General features: G+C 58.9%; 17 protein-coding genes. 4 read left to right on the top strand and 13 right to left on the bottom strand.

Annotation, left to right across the window (positions count from 1 at the left end; genetic code table 11):
- Window positions 1–204: 204 nt before the first annotated feature.
- Together QZQ97_RS05190 and QZQ97_RS05185 are read left to right on the top strand one after the other, a co-directional pair.
- On the top strand, window positions 205–1,716 hold the full coding sequence (locus QZQ97_RS05190; RefSeq protein ID WP_311992543.1) for an FGGY-family carbohydrate kinase: 1,512 nt from the start codon (window positions 205–207) through the stop codon (window positions 1,714–1,716).
- Complete coding sequence (locus QZQ97_RS05185) at window positions 1,713–2,741, top strand: 2-hydroxyacid dehydrogenase (protein WP_311992542.1); 1,029 nt, start codon at window positions 1,713–1,715, stop codon at window positions 2,739–2,741. Before QZQ97_RS05190 ends, QZQ97_RS05185 begins: the two co-directional genes overlap by 4 nt.
- On the opposite strand, the gene QZQ97_RS05180 is transcribed toward QZQ97_RS05185, so the two are convergent.
- From QZQ97_RS05180 to QZQ97_RS05130, 11 genes are all read right to left on the bottom strand, one after another.
- Window positions 2,738–3,682, bottom strand: a complete 945-nt coding sequence (locus QZQ97_RS05180) for a carbohydrate kinase family protein (protein ID WP_311992541.1) — start codon at window positions 3,680–3,682, stop codon at window positions 2,738–2,740. The genes QZQ97_RS05185 and QZQ97_RS05180 overlap by 4 nt on opposite strands.
- Window positions 3,669–4,652 carry an ABC transporter permease gene (locus QZQ97_RS05175; RefSeq protein ID WP_311992540.1) on the bottom strand — a complete coding sequence of 328 codons (984 nt, stop codon included), beginning with the start codon at window positions 4,650–4,652 and terminating at the stop codon, window positions 3,669–3,671. The genes QZQ97_RS05180 and QZQ97_RS05175 overlap by 14 nt, the downstream gene beginning before the upstream one ends.
- Entirely contained in the window at window positions 4,649–5,665 is a 1,017-nt protein-coding gene (locus QZQ97_RS05170; protein ID WP_311992539.1) for an ABC transporter permease, read from the bottom strand. The genes QZQ97_RS05175 and QZQ97_RS05170 overlap by 4 nt, the downstream gene beginning before the upstream one ends.
- Window positions 5,662–7,227, bottom strand: a complete 1,566-nt coding sequence (locus QZQ97_RS05165) for a sugar ABC transporter ATP-binding protein (RefSeq protein ID WP_311992538.1) — start codon at window positions 7,225–7,227, stop codon at window positions 5,662–5,664. The genes QZQ97_RS05170 and QZQ97_RS05165 overlap by 4 nt, the downstream gene beginning before the upstream one ends.
- A gap of 4 nt (window positions 7,228–7,231) precedes the next feature.
- Window positions 7,232–8,203 (bottom strand): sugar ABC transporter substrate-binding protein, encoded by a 972-nt coding sequence (locus tag QZQ97_RS05160; RefSeq protein WP_311992537.1) that lies wholly within the window; start codon window positions 8,201–8,203, stop codon window positions 7,232–7,234.
- 186 nt (window positions 8,204–8,389) lie between these two features.
- Window positions 8,390–10,063 carry a glycoside hydrolase family 13 protein gene (locus tag QZQ97_RS05155; protein ID WP_311992536.1) on the bottom strand — a complete coding sequence of 558 codons (1,674 nt, stop codon included), beginning with the start codon at window positions 10,061–10,063 and terminating at the stop codon, window positions 8,390–8,392.
- A gap of 21 nt (window positions 10,064–10,084) precedes the next feature.
- Window positions 10,085–11,200 (bottom strand): ABC transporter ATP-binding protein, encoded by a 1,116-nt coding sequence (locus QZQ97_RS05150; RefSeq protein WP_311992535.1) that lies wholly within the window; start codon window positions 11,198–11,200, stop codon window positions 10,085–10,087.
- A gap of 63 nt (window positions 11,201–11,263) precedes the next feature.
- Window positions 11,264–12,625 carry a family 4 glycosyl hydrolase gene (locus tag QZQ97_RS05145; RefSeq protein ID WP_311992534.1) on the bottom strand — a complete coding sequence of 454 codons (1,362 nt, stop codon included), beginning with the start codon at window positions 12,623–12,625 and terminating at the stop codon, window positions 11,264–11,266.
- A 32-nt stretch (window positions 12,626–12,657) separates the two neighbouring features.
- Window positions 12,658–13,503: a carbohydrate ABC transporter permease gene (locus tag QZQ97_RS05140; protein ID WP_311992533.1), complete on the bottom strand. Its 846-nt coding sequence runs from the start codon at window positions 13,501–13,503 to the stop codon at window positions 12,658–12,660.
- The gene (locus QZQ97_RS05135; RefSeq protein ID WP_311992532.1) at window positions 13,500–14,492 is read right to left on the bottom strand and encodes a carbohydrate ABC transporter permease; all 993 of its coding nucleotides are present in this window, start codon (window positions 14,490–14,492) and stop codon (window positions 13,500–13,502) included. The genes QZQ97_RS05140 and QZQ97_RS05135 overlap by 4 nt, the downstream gene beginning before the upstream one ends.
- A gap of 42 nt (window positions 14,493–14,534) precedes the next feature.
- Complete coding sequence (locus QZQ97_RS05130; RefSeq protein WP_311992531.1) at window positions 14,535–15,800, bottom strand: ABC transporter substrate-binding protein; 1,266 nt, start codon at window positions 15,798–15,800, stop codon at window positions 14,535–14,537.
- Window positions 15,801–15,923: 123 nt separating this feature from the next.
- Here QZQ97_RS05130 and QZQ97_RS05125 point away from each other — a divergent pair, with 123 nt between their 5' ends.
- A complete protein-coding gene (locus QZQ97_RS05125) occupies window positions 15,924–16,859 on the top strand; it encodes a LysR family transcriptional regulator (RefSeq protein WP_311992530.1) in 936 nt (311 codons plus the stop codon).
- Here the strand turns inward: QZQ97_RS05125 and QZQ97_RS05120 are convergent, their stop codons facing one another.
- Window positions 16,860–17,129, bottom strand: a complete 270-nt coding sequence (locus QZQ97_RS05120) for a PTS transporter subunit EIIB (RefSeq protein ID WP_311992529.1) — start codon at window positions 17,127–17,129, stop codon at window positions 16,860–16,862. It lies immediately after the preceding gene.
- 346 nt (window positions 17,130–17,475) lie between these two features.
- Here QZQ97_RS05120 and QZQ97_RS05115 point away from each other — a divergent pair, with 346 nt between their 5' ends.
- Complete coding sequence (locus tag QZQ97_RS05115) at window positions 17,476–17,649, top strand: hypothetical protein (protein WP_164713317.1); 174 nt, start codon at window positions 17,476–17,478, stop codon at window positions 17,647–17,649.
- Window positions 17,650–17,705: 56 nt separating this feature from the next.
- On the opposite strand, the gene QZQ97_RS05110 is transcribed toward QZQ97_RS05115, so the two are convergent.
- Entirely contained in the window at window positions 17,706–20,129 is a 2,424-nt protein-coding gene (locus QZQ97_RS05110) for a DUF3772 domain-containing protein (RefSeq protein WP_311992528.1), read from the bottom strand.
- Between the last annotated feature and the right edge of the window lie 296 nt (window positions 20,130–20,425).

Genomic DNA, 20,425 nt, shown 5'->3' with positions numbered 1-20,425 from the left:
CCGTACGTTCTTATTTATGGTTATTTGATGCCATAAAGTAATAAAAAACTAGCACCAAGCCTTCGCGCGCCACCAATACCATTCCGTTATAAGGTATTAATAATCATAATCTTATTAATGAATTAGCTTTCCCGGAAATGGCATATGGGATCCTTTCCTTCATTGCTACGCTGGCAATCTCCTTCCCCGCAGATTGGCACTCTCATGGATTATTATCTCGGCATCGACATAGGCACTTCGAAGATCAAGTCGGTTTTATTCGACGCGCAGTTTAATCAATGCCAGGTCGCCAGCGCCGACAACCTGACCGAAGTGCCGTTCCCCGGCCATGCCGAGCAGGATATGGAACAGTTGTGGCGCAATGTGGTCACGACATTGCGAGCGCTGGCCGACTCGCCGTTGTTGCAACAAGGGCGCATCCTTGCCATTGGCCTCTCGGGCCAGGGCGAAGGCGCCTGGCTGGTCGATGCCGCAGGGCAACCGGTTCGCAAGGCCATTTTATGGAGCGACACTCGCAGCGCGCCGTTGGTGGCACGTTTAAAGCAACGGCCGGAACGGGAAGAAAGGCTGTTTCGTCAGACCGGGACCCGCCTGCTGCCGTGCAACAGTTCGCTGATCCTGAAATGGTTGGCGGAAAATCAACCCGACGCGCTAAGTCGTACGCGCTATTTTTTCTTCGCCAAAGACTGGATCCGCTATCGCCTCACCGGTGCGGCAAACCTTGAGCTGACGGATACCGGCACCTCGCTGCTCGATCTGCACAGCGAAACGCTCTCCGACGAGGTTTTGACGGAGCTGGGGCTACAGGACATTCGGCCGCTTTTCCCGCCACTGTTGCGCCCCGGCCAACGCGCCGGAGAAATCACGGTGCAAGCGGCGGCTGTCACCGGGCTGGCGGCAGGCATTCCGGTGTGCGCCGGTGCACTGGATGTATCAGCGGCAGCGCTGGGCATTGGCGCAGTGCATCATGACGACGTTTACACCCTTTTGGGCACCACCTGCTGCACCGGCATTGTCTGCGACAGCCTGGCGCAGGTCAGCCCGAAGACGCGCTTTGTCGCCCATGCGCAGCAAGGACGTTATATCAACCTCTTCGCCATGCAGGCGGGCACGCCGAATCTGGACTGGGCGGTACGTGAGCTGGGTGGCGACGGCGATCTCGAGCGTATTGGCGAGCAGATCGCCGCCATTCCCGCCGGTAGCGGCGGCGTGCTTTATCAGCCCTATCTGAACGGTGAACGCGCCCCTTTCTACAGCCAGGCGGCCCGCGCAGGTTTTTTCGGCATCGGTCAGCATACCGGCAATCTGCACCTGCTGCGGGCAGTGTTTGAAGGGCTGGCGTTCGCCATTAAAGACTCGCTGCACGATTACCCGCCGCAGGGCGATCTTTATCTTGCCGGCGGCGGAGCCGCTTCGGCCATCTGGTTGCAGATCATCGCCGACTGTACCGGCCGACGGGTGATTACCAGCCGGGTGAAAGAGCTGAGCGCCCGTGGCGTGGCTATTTTGGCGGCGCAAAGCATTGGCGTGACGGTGTCACATGAAACGCTTGTTCAGGCCGAAAGCCGCCGGTTGTTTATCCCCGACCCGACCAATCAGCAGGTCTATCAGGCGCTCTATCCACTGTTCCGCCAGTTACGTCTTCAGCTTGAACCGCTGTGGCAAAGCCGGGAGCAAATACTCAATGCCCTTAACGCAGGAACCCCCGCACCATGAAAACCCTCTTTACCGCCGAATACGCCGGCTCGCTTGATGATTTCCGCCAATTGGGCGAATTGGTCATCCGCGGTTGGGCGGCCGGCGAAAGCAAGCTGACCGAAAGCGCGCTGATTGACCTGGCCCATGACGCCAGCTTTATCATCACCAGCTACGACGATATTACCGCCCGGGTGATCGACGCCTGCCCGCAGTTGAAACTGATTGCCTGTACCCGTGCCAATCCGGTCAATATTGACCTGCAGGCCACCGCACGGCGCAATATTCCGGTGATCTACACCCCAGGCCGCAATTCGGACGCCGCCGCGGAACTGACACTGGCGTTGATGCTGAATCTGGCCCGCCATATTCCCCAGGCTCACGCCGCGCTCAAGCGCGGCGAATTCACCCGCGAGCAACCGCAAGACGCCGCAACCAAAGAGGGCCTACGCAGCGATGTGGTGTGGGACGTGGATAAGTCGAGCCCCTATGAAGTGTTTAAAGGCAGCGAACTGCGCAACAAAACGCTGGGCATCGTCGGTTACGGCAGCATTGGCCAACGCGTCGGCCGCATTGCCCGGGCTTTCGGCATGCGGCTGTTGGTGGCGGACCCTTACGTTTCCGCCGTGGAAATTAACGAACCGGGCATTGAGAAAACCACGCTGGAACAGCTGTTCAGCGATGCCGATTTTATCAGCCTGCACCTGAAGGCGACGCCGCAAACCGACGGGTTGATTGGCCGTGAATTGTTTAACCGCATGAAACCCCACGCGCTGTTTATCAATACCTCACGCGCGGCGGTGGTGGTTGAAGAGGATCTGATTGCCGCCCTGCGGGAGAAACGGCTGGCCGGCGCGGCGCTGGACGTGTATGCCAGCGAACCTATTTACCGCCGGCATCCGTTTATCACCGAATTCGACAACGTGGTGATTACGCCGCACATCGCCGGTGCCACGCGGGAGACGCTGGTCAAACATACCGAGATGATCGCCCAGGACATACAGCGCTATCTCAAAGGCGAGCCGCTGCTGTACGTCTGGCGCTAAGCGCTGCGCGGCGTTTGCTGCATAAACCGCCGGGTGTGTTCCCAGTCGATCACCCCGGCGTCCGATCCCAACCCGCCTGCGACCAACCCCGCCACCGCCGTAGCCAGCAAACAGGCTTCCGGCACCGCCAGCCCACGGCTTAACCCGGCGATAAACCCACCGCAGTAACTGTCGCCACAGCCGGTGGTGTCCACGACCTCAACCTGATAAGCCGGGATCCGCACGCAGGCATCACGGGTGACGATAAAGGACCCCCGCTCACCGGCTTTGAAAATACAGCTCCCCACCCCGTGATCGAGGAAAAACGCGCCAATCTCCTGCGGCGTTTGCCGACCGGACAGGTAAGCCGCCTCCTCCAACGACGGCATAAAGTAATCGACGCTGGCCAACAGCGGCAGCAACAACGCCAGAGTGTGCGGGCCAGGCGCAATCAGGTCGAAACTGGTGGTAACGCCGAGCCGTTTGGCATGGCGCAACAATTTGGCGCTTTGCCCCTCATCCATCGCCGCCAGCAGCCCGGTGCCGCCATGATGCAAGAAACGGGTATCGCACAGCGCATCAAAATCCGATTCGTCAACGAACAGGAAATCCGAAGCCCCACGATAATGCAGCGCCGGACGCTCGCCGTTGGGCCTGATCGGCAAAATGGTGGCGGATGTTTCCGCCAGTGCGGTGCGTTGGATCAGCGAGCAATCGATGCCCAGCCGACGGTAGGTATTGAGGATAAAATCCGCTTTTTCATCCTCACCGAGACAGGCCGACGTAGCGGTGCGTATCCCCAGCTTGGCGGCATTCATCACCGCGCCGCTGGCGGTGCCCGCCGGGTTCAGCCGGATCTGCTCGATAAACTGCACGCCGCCGCCTGCCGGGATAGCGCTGACCGGCCGCCCCGCGATATCGAGCAAGGTTAAACCGACAAATACCGCATCATATTGACTCACTGCCAGCCTCCGCCTGTTGCGTTTGTTTTAACCGGCTCTGGATAAAGGACAGCGCCAGCGCTACCACCAGGATCACGCCGGTCAGCGCGTCTTTCACCATAAAGTTCAGCCCCATCAGGTTCAGGCCGTTCGCCACCATGCCCAGGAACAGCACGCCAACCAGCGTGCCCAACACGTTGGCGCGCCCCTGCGGATGAAACGCGGTGCCGATAAACACCGCCGCGATGGCGTCCAGCAAATAGGCCTGCCCGGCCAGTGGGGTAAACTGACGCAGGTTGGCCGAAAGGATCACGCCTCCCAGCGCGCAGGTCATGCCTGAGACGATCAACAACCCGCACAGGTAACGACCATTACGGATCCCCACCGCGCGGGCCGCCTGGGGATTCAGCCCGATGGCATGAATCCGCTTGCCGAAGATGGTGCGCTCGAAAAACAGAAAATAACCCAGCAACAGTACGGCCGCGATAACTATCGGTAACGGCACGCCGCCGAGGTTGCCCACCGCCAGATCGTGATATTGCTGCGCCATGCGGCGGTAGGCGATCGAACCCCCACCGTCGGTATAAATGCGTTCGATGCTGCTGCCGATGAAAAAGGTGCCAAGCGTCGCCAAAAAGGGCTTAACCCGGCAGTAAACGATCAACAACGCATTGAGTGCGCCGATCAGCGCGCCGCCGGCCAGCGCGACGACTATCGCCATTTGCCAACTGAGCTGGTATTGCTTCAGGGCGATCAGCGCAAAGGCAGCGCCAAAATCCAGCGCGACGCCTACCGACAGATCAACGCCACCGGCGGTCACCACCAGCGTCATGGCCAGCGCGACAATCAACAATATTGCGTTACCCTGTAACAGGTTGCTGAGATTATCCAGGCTGTAAAACACGCTATTGCCCCAGGAGAAGAACAGGAAAAACACGATGACAATCAGCATAAAGCCGTAGCGAATCAAAAGATTGTTCAACCCGGTCATGGGTTTCCTCCCCGGTTTTGCCCGGCTGCGGCAGCCAGTACCAGCAAGATCAGCCCGCCTTTGATCGCCCCGACCCAAAAGATGTCTACCCGCAACAGCGCCAATCCATTCGACAAGGCATTAACCAGCAAGGCACCCAGCAGCGCCCCCCAGATGGTCACGACTCGCCGGCGCGAGAAGGCTGCGCCAATAAAAGTCGCCAGCACCATTTCCAGCAGCAGAGGTTCTTCACTGCCGGGCGAACTGCCCGAGCCGCGAGCCACCAGGGCAAAGGCCGCCAAACCGGCCGCCGCAGCCGCCAGCAGATAAGACCCAATCACCAGCGGTTTGACGCGCAGGCCGGAGATTTCCGCCGCCTCGCGGTTACCCCCCGCCGCCTGCAACTGCATGCCCCAACGGGTGCGATGCAATACCCAGCCAAAAAGCGAAAGCGCGACGAGCATTAACCACACCATCAGCGGTAACCCCAGCCAGGTCTCGTCGCGCAGCGCGACAATGGCCGCGTCGTTGACGCTGATGCGTCGCTGTTGGGTGATCAGGTTGGCGATGCCCACCACCGCCACCGAACTGGCCAGCGTTGCCAGCAACGGCGGCAGCCCGACAGCCACCACCAGCAAAGCATTGACGCCCCCCGCCAGCAGCGCCGCGCCAAACGCCAGTGCCGCCAGCCACAGATAACCGTCACCGCTGTGGGTCAGGCCGTTGCTGATTATGGCCGCCGCCAACACGGCGATCGCCGGCAGGGAAATATCGATACCGCCGGAAACCACGTCATCGCCACCGCCGGTAATCACGCAGGTCAGGCCAAAACACAGTATCGCCAAGGGCACGCTTTGCTTGAGGATAGTGCTCAGATTCTGCCAACTGGTGAAGTAAGGCGCCTGCAAGCAGAAAAACACCAGCAGCGCGGCAAACAGCAGCAGCGGTATTTTATCGACGATCTGCTCTCTGGGCGGCATAAAACGGCGGCGGCAGGACCGTGCCGCCACATTGCCCTCAGTCAGTTGGCTCATAAAACCGGCTCCTGTAATAAAGGGGACACCGTTGAACCGCCGCTGGTCAACGCCAGCAGCGCGTCCTGCGTCAGCCCGGCGGTACGGACATTCGCGACAATCTCGCCGCGCAACATCACCAGAATGCGATCGCATAGCCCAATCAGTTCGCTGCCGTCGCTGGACGACACCAGCACGCAGCGCCCTTCAGCCGCCTGGGCGGCCACCAGTTGGTAAATCTCCGCTTTGGCGCCGATGTCTACGCCCAGGGTAGGTTCGTCGAGGATCAACAGTTGCGGATTAGTCGCCAGCCAGCGCGCCAGAATCGCCTTTTGCTGATTGCCGCCACTCAATAAACGCACCGGCAATTGCAGATTGCGCGGGCGGATATCCAACTGCTCCGCCAGCGTTTTGGCGCGCAACCGAGCCTTTTTGCGCAGCTCCCAACCCGCGCGCGCCAGCGCCCCGAGCGACGCCAGGTTAATGTTGTCCGCCACCGGCATGGGCAACACCAAACCGGTGTGCCGCCGGTCACGGGGCACCAGCGCCATCCCGGCTGTAATGGCCTGCGCCGGGGAAGCAATGCGCACCGGCTTACCGGCTATGCGCAGTTGCCCCTGCTTCAGCGGGCGTAATCCGTACAGCGTGTCGATCAAGGCTTCGCGTCCGGAGCCAAGCAGCCCGGAGATGCCGACGATCTCCCCCGGCGCCAGTTGCAAACTGACACCGTGCAGCTGTGCGCCGTCCGACAGGCATTCGGCGCTAAGCCAGGGCTCAGTCACCACACGCTGAGCCGGGCGCGGAGCAAACAGGCGGGTGATTTCGCGGCCGACCATCATCGGGATCATGCGCGCGATATCCCCATCACCCAGTTGCTGCAGGGTGCCGACGTTACGCCCATTGCGAAATACCGTGACGCGGTCACAAATTTGGGCAATTTCAGCGAGATAATGAGAGACATAAATAATGGCGATACCGCGCTGCTTCAGGCGGGCAATGGCGTTAAACAGCAATTGCGACTCTCTGGCTTCCAGCGGCGCAGTAGGCTCGTCAAACACCACCAGTCGCGCCTGCCCGTCGATTAACGCCCGGGCTATCTGCACCAGCTTGCGTTCGGCAATGCTGAGATCGCGGATCAGTCGGTTACCGTCCAGGCGGGTGTCCAGCACCTGTAACAGGAACCGTTCTGCATCATGGCGCATGCCGCGCTTGTCCAACCCCAGCCAACGGCTGCGCCGCTCCTGGCCGACATACACGGACTCCGCCACGGTGAAGTGCGGGATCAAATGCAGTTCCTGATGGATAAACCGCACGCCGGCCGCCCGTATCGCCGCCGGGGTGACGGAAGCCAGCCGTCGGCCGCCAATGCGGATCTCCCCGCCGTCTTGCGCATAAACCCCTGCGAGGATCTTGATCAAGGTGGATTTGCCGGCGCCATTTTCGCCAATCAGACCGTGGACCTCGCCCGGCAGCACCCGCAGTGAGGCACCGCTCAGCGCCTGGGTGCCGGGAAAACGTTTCTCGATGCCAATCATTTCCAGGCCGCCCACGGCGGGAGTGGCCTGTGTTTCCTGCTGGCTCATGGCGTTATTTCAGCTCGCCGTAGCCAAGCTGTTTGTACACCGCCCTGGCCTCTTCCGGCCCTTTCACCGGCAATACCGGCACAAAGGTTTGCGGTTGCAACTTTTCGCCGGCGAAATGGCGCGCTACGTTATCCGCTGAAGTGGTGCCGATTAACCGCGGCTGTTGCGCCACGTTGGCGACCAACGGGCTATCCTTCTCCGCCATGATTTCCAGGGTTTCCGGCCCGGCATCGATCGCCGTGACCTTAACGTCACCGGCGCGGCCACTCTCTTCCAGCGCCTGCACGATGCCGATCGCCGGCTGATCCCAGCACGCGACGTGAATCGCATCCAGCGTGCCTTTCGGGTGCTGGCTTAGCAGTTCGAGGGTTTTCTTGCGCGCATCTTCCGGCGAGTTGGCGTATTGCTCGGCCAGTTCCGGTTGAATGATTTTGATGTCCGGGTAATCTTTCAACACGTACTTCCACAGATCGTAGCGAATGCCGCAGATACGCAGTGAGTTGGAGAAGGCGTTGAACACCGCCACATTGCCTTTGCCACCCAGCGCCTCGGCGGTATAACGACCGATGGTGCTGCCGATGCTGTAGTTGTCCGAGGTTGTGTTGTTGATGGAATACGGCGATACGTGATCGACGGTGAATACCGGGATCCCGGCGGCGCGCAACGCTTTGAATTTGGGCTCGACGGCGCTGTCGCCCAAAATGCTGATCACCGCATCCACCTTGCGTGCCAGCAGGATATCGTGATTGTCGGCGTGCACCTGGTTATCGCGGCCACCGTCGACCGCCACCACTTTGCCCCCCAAATGTTCTACTTCGTCGCTGGCGCCTTTGAATGCTTCGCGATCCCAAAAATGTTGCGTGCCGACCACCGCTACGCCAATGGTTTTCCCCTGCAGCGAAAGTGCTGCCTGGGTGCCCTGAGCAGCGAAAACTGACAGTGCCAGCGCTGTGATTTTAATAAGTTTTTTTGTCATTTCTGTTATTACCCTGTTATTCATCCCCTGATGGAACGAACAAAAGCTAGCAACAGGTTATGGCAAAGCGAAATAACAAAACCGGTTATGGTTAGTTAAATACCGGGATTGTTCCGTGCGATGAAAATGCGGCCGGTGAGGCTCCCCTTTTACCAAGAGACCCCGGCCGCAAAGCGGGTTAAGCCCCTATGCCTGATAAATTCGCGCCTCATAAGGGCGCAGCCTCTGCGGCTCTTCGCTCTGCGGGTAATTGCCCAACCGCAGTTGCCATGTGTTCAGCGCCAGATGTTGGGGATCAACCTGCTGCGGTTCGCCGCTCAGGTTACACAGCACCAGCAGTTGCCGCTCGTCCAGAGTGCGGGTATAGGCGTAAATATGCCGATGTTCGGCCAGCAATAATTGGTAACGTCCATACAGCAGCGCCGGAGTCTGTTTGCGTAACCGGATCAGCGCACGGTAGAAATTCAGCACCGAGTCCGGCTCCCCACTCTGGCGCGCCACGTTGATATCGCGGTAGTTGGCGTTAAGCGCAAACCACGGCGTTGCGGCGCTAAAGCCGCCGTTAGGCCCGTCGTTCCACGGCATCGGCGTGCGCGAGTTATCACGCGAACTGCGGCGCAGCGTCGCCAGGATCCGATCCTCATCCATTCCTTGCCGGCGCAGCTCGGCTGCACGGTTTTTGGTGGCAACGTCGTTAAAGTCATCCAGCCCGGCGAAATGGGTGTTGGTCATGCCCAGCTCCTGCCCCTGATAAATAAACGGCGTTCCCTGCATCAGAAAATACAGCGCGGCAATGGCCGTGGCGCTTTCGCGTCGGTAGCGCCCGTCGTCCCCCCATTTCGATACCACGCGCGGAATATCGTGGTTCTCGACGTACAGCGCGTTCCAGCCCTTGCCCTCCAGCAGTGTCTGCCAGCGGGTGAAAATGCTTTTCAGGCCGATCAAATCCAACCCGGCATCCGGCGACTGCTGATTGGCGTTCTCCCACAGCTTGACGTGTTCGAACTGGAAAATCATGTTCAACCTGCCATGCCGTTCCCCCACCCAATCCTCGCCCTGTTCCGCCGAAGCGCCGTTCATTTCCCCCACCGTCATGATGTCGTAGCGGTTAAACACCTGTTCGCACATCTCATCGACGTAATCCAGCAGGCCATCGTAGTTGAGGTGGCGCTCAAACGACGGTACGTACCGCAACCCTTGCGGGTTCGGCATGTCGGTCAGCCCCGGCTGTTTTTTCATATGGCAGATGGCGTCGATGCGGAAACCGTCGATGCCCTTGTCCAGCCACCAACGCATCATGTCATACAGTGCAGCGCGTACCTGCGGGTTTTCCCAGTTCAGATCCGGCTGGCGTTCAGAGAACAGATGCAGGAAGTATTGTTCGCTGTCGGGGTGGTACTTCCAGGCCGAACCGTTGAAAATGCTCTCCCAGTTATTGGGTTCTGCCCCGTTTTTGCCGTCGCGCCAGATATACCAGTCGCGCCTGGCGCTGGATTTGGATGAACAGGATTCAATAAACCACGGATGTTCGTCCGACGTGTGGTTCACCACCAGATCGAGAATCAGCCGCATGCCGCGCGCATGTACCTCCGACAGCAGGCGATCAAAGTCCGCCATGGTGCCAAACTCGGCCATAATCGCCTGATAGTCGCTGATATCGTAGCCATTGTCGTCATTCGGCGAGCGGTACATCGGGCAGATCCAGATCGCGTCTACGCCCAGCCACTGCAAATAGTCCAGTCGTGCGGTAATGCCGTTCAAATCGCCAATGCCGTCACCGTTGGAATCCATAAAGCTGCGCGGGTAGATTTGATAAACCACCGCCTCTTTCCACCATCGCGCCGTTTGCCCACCGCTCATGTCATGGTTCCTTATCATCGGTTAATGTGCCTGTTCGGACGCCAGAATGCGTGGGAACGCTCGACCCTGGCGGTCAAACAGATAACAACACTCTACCGGCAGGCGCACGCCTACGGTTTCTCCGGCCTGAATGGTCGAGCGTTCGGGGTTGCGCAGCACCCAGGGTTCCGCCGCGTTGCCGTTATCCAGATAAAGGTAGGTTTCGTTGCCCATGTGCTCGACGAACATCACCTCGCCCTGAAACTCGCACTGCGCCTGTTCACCGCCGCGAATATGCTCCGGACGAATGCCGACGTTGACGCTCTGGCCTTCCGCCGTCACCGGCGTGGCGATAGGCAGCACCAGCGCCTTGCCGTTGTCCAGCTCCACCACGCTTTGCCGCTCGCCGGCGCGCCGCAGAATGGCCGGGATCAGGTTCATCTTCGGCGAGCCGATAAACTGGGCGACAAATTCGTTGGCCGGCTGGTCGTAAAGCTCCAGCGGCGTCCCCACCTGCTCGATATGCCCTTTGTTGAGCACCACGATGCGGTCGGCCAGCGTCATGGCTTCGACCTGATCGTGGGTCACGTAAATGATGGTCGAACCCAGCCGTTTATGCAGCGAGGCCACCTCCATGCGCATTTGTACGCGCAGCGACGCATCGAGGTTGGACAAGGGCTCATCGAACAAAAACAGCTTCGGCTCGCGCACGATGGCGCGGCCAATCGCCACCCGCTGGCGTTGCCCGCCGGACAAATCCTTCGGACGCCGCTCCAGCAAGGGTTCAAGCTGCAAAATGCGGGCGCTTTCGCGCACCCGGCTGTCGATCTCCGCCGCCGAATGACCGGCCAGTTCCAGCGCAAACGCCATGTTTTTGTATACGCTCATGTGCGGATAGAGCGCGTAGGATTGGAACACCATGCCGATACCGCGCTCGGCCGGCGTATCGTCATTGACGTAGTTGCCATCGATGTACATACCGCCGCTGCTGATCTCCTCCAGCCCGGCAATCATGCGCAGCAACGTCGACTTTCCGCAGCCGGAGGGCCCGACGATCACCACGAATTCCCCGCTGTTGATCTGCAGATCCAGCGACTTGATCACCTCTGCGTTAGCGCCATAGCGTTTTTGCAGTTTTTCCAGCGTTAATTGCGCCATATTCCTCCCGAACCCAAGGTAGTTGCATTCAACGGGGCGCAAGCACGCGCCCCGCCATCCGGCTTATTTCAGGTAATCGAGCCACGGCCCCTGGCGTGAAATCATCACGTCCACCAGCTCCGGTATCGCGCGGCATTTATCGTTGACCGAATCCACCAGCAGCGCCTGGATAACCAGGTCGCGCGAACCTTCAATCACGGCGTCGGCGGTCAGATCGTGAATCGCAATCTGGTTGCTCAGCAAGCCACCGATGCCCGCAGGCATGTCGACCTTGATGCCGTGCACGCCCTTGCGGTCGATAATCGCCGGGACTTCGACGGCAATAAACGCCGGCAGTTGCTTGATAAACCCCTGGTTCGGAATGTTGACCGCAGACTCTTCATAACCGGAGTCGGTGAGGATCCCTTCCATGATCGGCACCACGCGTTCTTTCAGTTTCAGTTCGATTTTCGGCTGTACCTGCCCCAGATAGTTGCGGTAGAAGGTGTAGAAATCGAGAATGCCGCGGTGATCGCTGACTTCGCTGGCCCAGCGGATATACTCGCCAAAGTGGCTGTCGCCGGTGATCGGCAAATGGTGAAACTTCTCCAGGATCTCTTTGAACAGCGTGCGGTCCGCCCACGGATAGGCGCTGTCTTTGCCGCCCAGTGCATCGCGTTCGGTGCTGCCTTCGGTCTCCACCAGTTTGCCGTGATTGCGGGTGTAAGCCAGAATGTCGCTGTAGCCCGGCAGGCGGGAGAAATAGTCCGGTGCCTTGGCGCGTACGTCGGCGTAAGCGTCTTTGCCGCTGTCTTTATAGCTGGCCTCCAGCAACACGCTGAAGTGGTTCAACCCGCCGGCGCGCAGAGTGAGGTTGTCGAAGGAGGTGCCGAGCATTTCCGGCAGATAGCGCTCAAGTGAGGCGATTTCATGGCACATGCCGACAAAATTGAGCTGCGGGAAGCGGCGGTGTACGGTGGTGCAAATGCGGCTCATCGGATTTGAATAGTTGAATACCCAGGCGTTCGGGCAAATGTCCGCCACGTCGGCGCAGATGTCGAGGATCGGCGGAATGATGCGCAGCGAGTGGAACAGTCCGCCGGGGCCGCCGTTTTCACCATACACCTGCTGAATGCCGTACTGCTGCGGGATCTGCCAGTCGAGATCCCACAGCGCAAAGCGGTCGCCCACTTCAATGGAGATAATCACGAACTCCGCTCCGCTCAGCGCGGTTTTGCGATCGGTCGTGGCGCTGACGGTAAACGGCAGATCTTCCGCAGCCAGGAAATCACGGGCGGTTTTCTCGGTCACTGCCAGCGCGGTCGGGTTGATGTCATGCAGCACAATTTCACTGCCGTACAGCGTCTTGCTCTGGAAGATGTCGCCCAGGGTGCCGTAGCCGAATTGCGCGCTGCCTGCGCCCACTAAAACGATTTTTGTAGCCATTGCATTTCTCCTGCTTCAGGGTTAATCGAAAATCAGCCTTTTACTGCGCCGTTGGTTAATCCGCTGACGATGCGACGCTGGAAGATCAGAACCAGCATAATGATCGGCAGTGTGACGATGACCGAGGCCGCCATGATGGTGCCCCAGGGGAGTTCGAACTGAGAGGCGCCCTGCAGCATGCCGATCGCCACCGGCACGGTGCGCTTGCCGCTGGAGATGACAAACGTCAGGGCGAACATGAATTCATTCCAGGCGCCGATAAACGCCAACAGCCCGGTGGTCACCAACGACGGCCCCATGATGGGCGCGAAGATGCGGGTAATGATGGTCCAGGTGTTGGCGCCGTCGACGATCGCCGCCTCTTCCAGCTCCGCAGGAATCGACTTCATAAAGGTGGTCAGCACCCAGACGGTAAACGGCAGCGAAAAGGTGGTGTAAGACAGCACCAAAGCGCCCAGCGAATCGTACAGCCCCATAAAGCGCACCAGTTCGAACATGCCGGACAGCACCGCTACCTGGGGGAACATCGAGACGCACAAAATGGTGAACAGCAGATATTTGCGGCCGCGAAAACTGATTCGCGCCAAAGCGAAGGCGGCGGTAATCGACACCAGCAGGCAAATACCTACCGTCAGCGTTGCCACGACTATCGAGTTCAACAAGCTGCGGGCGATACCGTTATCCATCAACGCCGTCAGATAATTGCCCCAGTGCGGCGCACCCGGCAGGTAAGCGACCTGGAACAGGCTGCTTCCCGAACGCAGCGAGGTGATCAGCGCGTAGTAAAAGGGAAACAGGCAGATGACGCTGGCCAGCGCGGCGCCGGCGAAAATCAGCGCCTTATGGCCGTACTTTTGTTGTCGGCGATTCAGTTTCATGCGCGTTTCTCCTTGTCATTCAGGCGGCCCAACGTGAGGAAGCAGGCGGCGATGCCGGCCACCATCATGAACACCAGTACCGAAGCGGCCGAGCCGGAACCCATTTCCTGATAGCTGACCATGCGGTCGCGGGCATAGCCGGACACCGAGATGGTGGCTTCGCTGTTGGAGGTCAGCACATAGATCAGGTCGAATACCCGCAGCGCATCCATCACCCGGAAAATCAGCGCAACGATCATCGCCGGCATGATCAAAGGCAAAGTGATGCGCCGGAACCGCTGCCAGGCGTTAGCCCCATCCACCCGCGCGGCTTCGTACAGATCGCCGGGGATAAGCTGCAACGCGGCCAGCAGCATCAGCGCCATAAACGGCGTGGTTTTCCAGACGTCCGCAATCACCACTGCCCACATCGACAGCCCCGGCTCCGCGACCCAGGCCAGCGGCGCGGCGATAATCCCCGACCTGAGCAGCAGATCGTTCACCACGCCGTACTGATCGTGGAACATCCAGCCCCACATCTTGGCGGAGACAATGGTAGGAATCGCCCAGGGAACCAAGATGGCGGTGCGCACCAGCCCCTGACCGCGAAATTTCTGGTTCATCAGCAGCGCCAGCAGCATGCCGAACACCAGTTCCAGCGATACCGACAGCAGGCTGAAACGCAGCGTATTGCCCACCGCCTGCCACCACTGCGGGTCCGCCAGTACGCCGTACGAGTGTTCGCCCCCGGTCAGATCCAGATAGTTGGCGAAGCCGACAAAGCGGTATTCGTCCGGCGCATCCAGCATCGCGTCGGTAAAGCTGTAAAACAGGGTGCGCAGCAACGGCCAGCCGGCAACCGCCGCCAGCAGTAACATTGCCGGTGCCACCAACAGCCAGGCGATGCGGCTGCGGCGCTGCCGATGATTAAGCTTGCTGCGCCTGGCCGGCTGCACTGCCGCCGGAGCGGGTGTGGCGGTCAGGGGTAACCTGTACGTATCGCGTTTCATGCATCAGACTCCGGGCCGTTAATGGGGGGAATTGCACTGCCTTCAACGCCATCCTCTGGCTTTAATCCGCTCCAGCCGCTGCTGTAAATCCGCCACCGCCGTGACACCGTCACTGTCACCGCGCAACACATTGAAGGTGGCGTTGTAGATGGCTTTAGAGACTTGCGCATACTGCCTTTTGGTTTGCGTCGCCGGGCGTGGCATCGCCTGCGAGAAAATCCCTTTGAAGTCAGCCAGATACGGTGCCTGCGCCAATACACCGGGATCGTCATACAACGCGGTGCGCGACGGCGCCCATCCCATCAGCGCCAGCGCCTTTTTCTGCGACTCGGCATCGCTGACGATTTTCAGCAGCGCTATCGCCGCCTTGGGGTTTTTGGTATAGGCGCTGATCGCCCACTGCCAACCGCCCAACGCGCTGACCGAGTTGCCGTCCGCGCCCTTTGGCAGCGGCAGCACGCCGACCTTGCCTTTGATTACGCTGCTGCCGTCCTGCGCCAGCACGTAGGCGTAGGGCCAGTTGCGCATGAACAGCGCGTCGCCGTTCTGGAATACCGCGCGGGATTCTTCCTCCATGTAGCCCAGCACGCCCTTCGGCGAGATAGTGCCGATCCAGCCGGCGGCCCTGTCCAATGCCTTTGCCGCCTGCAGGTTGTCGATGGTGATGTTGCCGTTGGCGTCGATAAATCCCCCGCCGTTCTGCGAGGCTACCCATTCCAGCGCGTTGCAGGTCAGCCCTTCGTAGGATTTGCCCTGGAACACCAGCCCCCAGAAGTTTTTATGGCCCGCCTGGCGCTCTCCCTGCTGGATGCGGGTAGCGATGCGCGTCAAATCGTCCCAGGTGACCGGCGGTTGTTCGCCGTACTTTTCCAACAGATCTTTGCGGTAATAGAGCGCCCCGGTGTCCAGATAAGCCGGAACCGCCTTGACCCGGCCATTGACCACGTTGTTCTGCCAGGCGGCGGGGAAAAAATCCTGCCGGATATCGTCCACGCTGTCGGTCAGATCCAACAGGTGTTTGTTCAACACGCCGATCCACACGGTATCGGCCTGAAACAAATCAATGGCGCTGGAGTCTTTGGCGGCAAACAATTGCTGAAACAGCGACAGTTTTTCGTCGGAGGCGCGGGGAAGATCGATAAACTCCAGGGTATGGCCGGTCTGAGCCTCGAAGCGCTGCTTAATCTCATTGCAGAACAGACGCCCTTCTTTGCTGGGGGCGCACTCCATCCGCAAGGTATCGGCCAGCGCCTGGCCGGCCATCAAAGCCAGTGCGGTAGCGACCATACTCGGTATCAATCTTCTCATTGCGTCCTCTCTGGTGGCGGCTGGGAATACCGGCATAGGAGCAAACTATCGAAGGCGGGTCATTGGCGGAAATCGTTTTTCGCCGCTACGATATAGAAACTTTCTATACCACTAGCGGAAAACATGATCGTGGACAAAATTCTGCGGCAGTTTATCGAAGTTGCGATGTTCAAAAATGTGAGTCATGCAGCAAACAAACTGTGCCTGAGCCAACCGACGCTGACCCACAACATGAAGAAACTGGAAGAGAATCTGGGAGTGCAACTGCTGGAGCGCACCTCCACCGGAGTTAAAACCACCGAATACGGCGATCTGCTGCTGGAACAGGCGCAAATGATGCAGCGCATTTATGACAACACGCTGATCAAACTGGCGTTTATCAAGGCGCGTCAGGAACAGAGCCTGCGCATGGGTACCGGCCACGCCTGGTGGTATATGTTCGTGCGCGACAGTTTTAATGCCTACCGCAGCCTGCACCCCACGGTGAATATTCATATCGATCTGGGTAACCACCTGCGCCTGATGGATCTGCTGTTGGGCGGGGATATCGATATGTTTATCGGTCATGAAATTCAGGGGTTGAACCCCAAGGCCGGCATCAGCTTTTTGCCGCTGTTCGGCACCACCGACAGCATGTTCGTACGCAGCGGGCATCCGCTGGCGGGCCGGCAGATTGGGCCTGACGAATTGTTGGATTACCCGTGCGTGGAACTGACGCCGGACGAAAGCCGCTATCAGCATATGGTGGAAGACATGCAACCGAAGAGGCTGGCACGTAACCGGCTGCACCTGGCGGAACGGGTAATTTGCTCGACCAACTCGATGATGTCGGCGGTGGACATGGTCAACGATTCTGACGCGGTGATGTTGGCTTATCCCACCTGCATGGCGGGTTATTTCGCCGACTACGGCATTGTGCCGCTGAAAACGACGCAGGAAAGCCTGCGTTGCACGGTCGGCATTTACCTGATGCGCGAAAAGGCGGATGCGCCCCATGTGGTGCAGATGCAGGCGTTAATGCATCAGCATCTGGAGCAGATCCGCCCTTTGCTGCTGTAGTTATTTCTCGCCGGTCACTGCGATCAACGCCAGATACAGGGGCCGGGCATTGCCTGGCCCCACCACCAATTGAAACTCCGGGGTTCGGCGCGGCGTTTCTACCTCCAGCAACGCCTTAACCCCATCCAGCGCCTCAATCCCCGGCCGATCCAAGCGGCCTGCATCGCGCAGTTCCGCCCTGATGCGGCTGGCGCAGTAACGCAGTTTAATGAGATTGTCCGCCCCGCCGAATGCCGCCAACACCGATGCCGCCAGCTCATGCTTTTCCATTATTCCTCCTGAGAGAGTTTGCCACATGCCGCTGCAGCATAGGCCCGCTCGCCGGGCAAAGTGAAATTGGTTTCGGCCGGGAGGATATAGAGTGAATCTATGGCGAACAAAAAAACGGCAATCTTTGATATCCCTGCGCCATCGGCAGCGCTATGGTAGGCCCTGAGTTCACAGAATAACCAGGGACCGCAGATGAACCGATTAATCTGGGCTATCGTTATATCATTACTGATCGTTTGCATGCTGCTCTACATAATGACCGGCGCCAAGGTCTGAAGCCGGACACGACGCTCAACAACGGTATCCGCAGTAGTGAACGGCAGTGAGATTGCTTGAGGAGAGTGAAATGAAAGCGATAATCCCTGCGATGTTGATTTTTGTCCTTTCCGGTTGTATTGGCAGAGGCGGTCCACAGGACGTGCCGCCACCGCCGGTACATAATGATCCGCAGACCTGCAACAACTCATCCGCCAGCGCCAACAGCGACTGTTCGCAATCGGTAGTGCCGGCGATGCACTAAGCGGCAGACTGGCGGGCCACCGAGAAACTCACCGGCCCGCCGCCCTCCGGCAAAGGTTAAGAAGACTGCTCCTCTTCGTTGATCAGATTCTTCGCCTGCTGTTTCATAAATACCACTTCCTGCGGGCTGGACATACTGACCCGCTGCGCGCGCAGCAGTTTAAGAATATTAAACAGCAATTCGCTTTTGGTAGCGCCGACCATACGCGGGCTGGCAACGTAACCGGTCACGCTGAGGATGATGCCTTCCGGGCCGAGCTGGCTGAAGCGAACATAAGGCGCCGGCGTTTCCTGAATGGCTTCATACTCCTGATAGGCACTGAGCAGGATATTGCGCACCTGCTCAGGATCGATATCCGTCGGGAAGGTCAACGCTATGGTCACCACGCCCTGGGCGTTGCCCATGGTGGCGTTACGCACGTTTTGCGAGATCAGCTGCGAGTTGGGCACGATCATCGTCGAACGGTCGCTGAGTTGGATTTCGGTGGCACGGATATTAATCCGGCGCACATCCCCCTCTACGCCGCCGATACCGATCATATCGCCGACTTTCACCGGCCGCTCCGTCAGCAGGATCATGCCGGAAATAAAGTTCTTCACAATCTCTTGCAAGCCAAAACCGATACCGACCGACAACGCACTGACAATCCACGCCAGGTTACTCCACTGGATGCCCAGCGCCGCCAGGGTGATCAAGATCAACAGCACATAGCCCACGTTACTGAACAGCGTGACCAACGAGGCGCGAATGCCGATATCTGAAATGGTTTTCGGCAACAGTTCCTGACTCAGCCAACGCTGGGTCACCCGCATGATATAGATGCCGATGGCCAGGCATATCACCGCGTTGATCAGGTTGCCGGGCACGATGTTCAGGCTCTTCAACCCTTCGCCACTCAGAATGGCGATAATCTTGTCCAACAGCGAGTTAGGGGTGGTAGTGCCGAACGTGCCGTTAAACAACGCGACAATCATCAGTAACAGCAAAGAACATTTGGCGATGGCGGTGAAGATTATCGCCATCTGCTCCAAATGACGGTCCTTGAAGTTAAAGGACTTCTTGAGCATTTTACCGCTGGCGGTTTGCGGCGAGAAAATCGCGCCGCACAGATCGACGGCAAACAGCAGCAGGAAATAGAACGCCATCAGCACCAGAGCGATCCAGATCACCTGATAGGTCAGGAAACGGGCGAAGGCGATATAGCCAATCAGCAGCGAGAACAGGATGACCAGCGAGCCTACCAGCGTCCCCATGTGCAGCAACCCGCTGATGGTGGAGCGCTTCTCGACGTGTTCGCCCTGCTGCTCCAGCTTGCGGCGGATGCGTTGGGAGCGCAGCGGCATCGCCAGCAGCACCATGCCGATCAACCCGGCCACCAGACCATTGCCGAAAATGGTCGTGGCCAGGCTGGCGCTCACCACGTTATTGATCAGCTCGACGGTGCCAAACGCCAGCGCCAACCCAGCCAGCAACGGCGAGAAGAAACGCAGACCGGAAGCGACGGCGTCGTCCAGCGAGGCCAAACGCCATGACGGGCGGTTAAGCGAAAGCGTCGCGCGGCCCAGTCCGGCGATCAGCGCGCAGAAGATCCCCAGCCGATTAAACCCCTCGGCAAAATCCTCCAGCATGGCGGGTAGCGGCTGCACGCGGGTAAAAGTGAGATACAACAGATTCAGTGCGATGCCGGTAGTGATGACCGTGACGCTGACGGTCACCATCGCCATAAAGCTGCGGCGCAAACGCCCGTCCGGCAGATAACGAATGCTCACCCAGGCCAGGAAACGCTCGGAGAAATAGCGGCCCCATGACCAGATAACGACCGCCAATAGCAGCAAGCCAAGAGTGCCGTAGCGCCACTCCTCCTGCCAACTGGCGTCCCAGACCTCTTGCATGGCGACATTGAACTGATCCAGACGCTGTGCGTCGTCGGCCGTAGGTTGCACGACCGGCGACCAGAACTTGACCCCCAACACGCTGCCGGTATTTAGCGCCAGCTGGGTTTTGAACGCCACGCGGCGCATATCGCTGATTTGCTGCCCCAGATCGAGCATGGCAGCTCTCATCTCTTGCGCACGTTTTAGCGCGTCATCCAGCTGTTTCTTGCTGTTGTTCAACGCGTTGCGCTGTTGTACCACGGCGGCGGTTTCAGGCATCGAACCGGCGGCGGGTTGCGGGCCCAGGACGTCCAACTGCCCCTGCAACTTTTCCTGTGCCGGTTGCAGATCGGTTGCCAGCTTTTCCAGCCCCGCGGCCAGCTCGTCGGTGGTCTGCCTCAGCTTACTGAGTTGGGTATCTGAGCTGGCCTTGGAGACCTGCTGTTTAATGCTGTCCAGCTGCTTTTGGTAGTTTTTCAGCGCGGTGGCGGCATCCGGCGCGCTGATGTCAACAGGGTCATCCTCAGCGGCGACGCTGGTCAGCGGCACCAACTGCAACCCAAACAGCAGGAACAGGAAAAGAATAATCTGACGGGGTTTTAACATAAATTCAGTGCTCGGCATTGGCATGATAGACAGACGAAACAAACGGGCCGGTATTGATTATTTACCGGCCCGTTTGGTTAAGCATAAACTGGGATTATGATAGCTGCTTAATCTCAGCTTAAATATCAGTATTATTCCCATTCAGCACGATTATTCCTGCTGCTGCATCGCCGCGAACAGCACGACCGGAAACCTGGCCGCTTTTGGTCCTTAGCTTACTGATAACCCGAGTTATTGGGCAGTGGCGTATCCTGAAGAATAACCCTATACTCAGCCCATCTATTAACCAACATTAT

The organism is Serratia sp. root2 (assembly GCF_031931805.1).
Lineage (GTDB): Bacteria > Pseudomonadota > Gammaproteobacteria > Enterobacterales > Enterobacteriaceae > Serratia > Serratia inhibens.
This window is presented reverse-complemented; position numbering and strand designations above follow the sequence as displayed.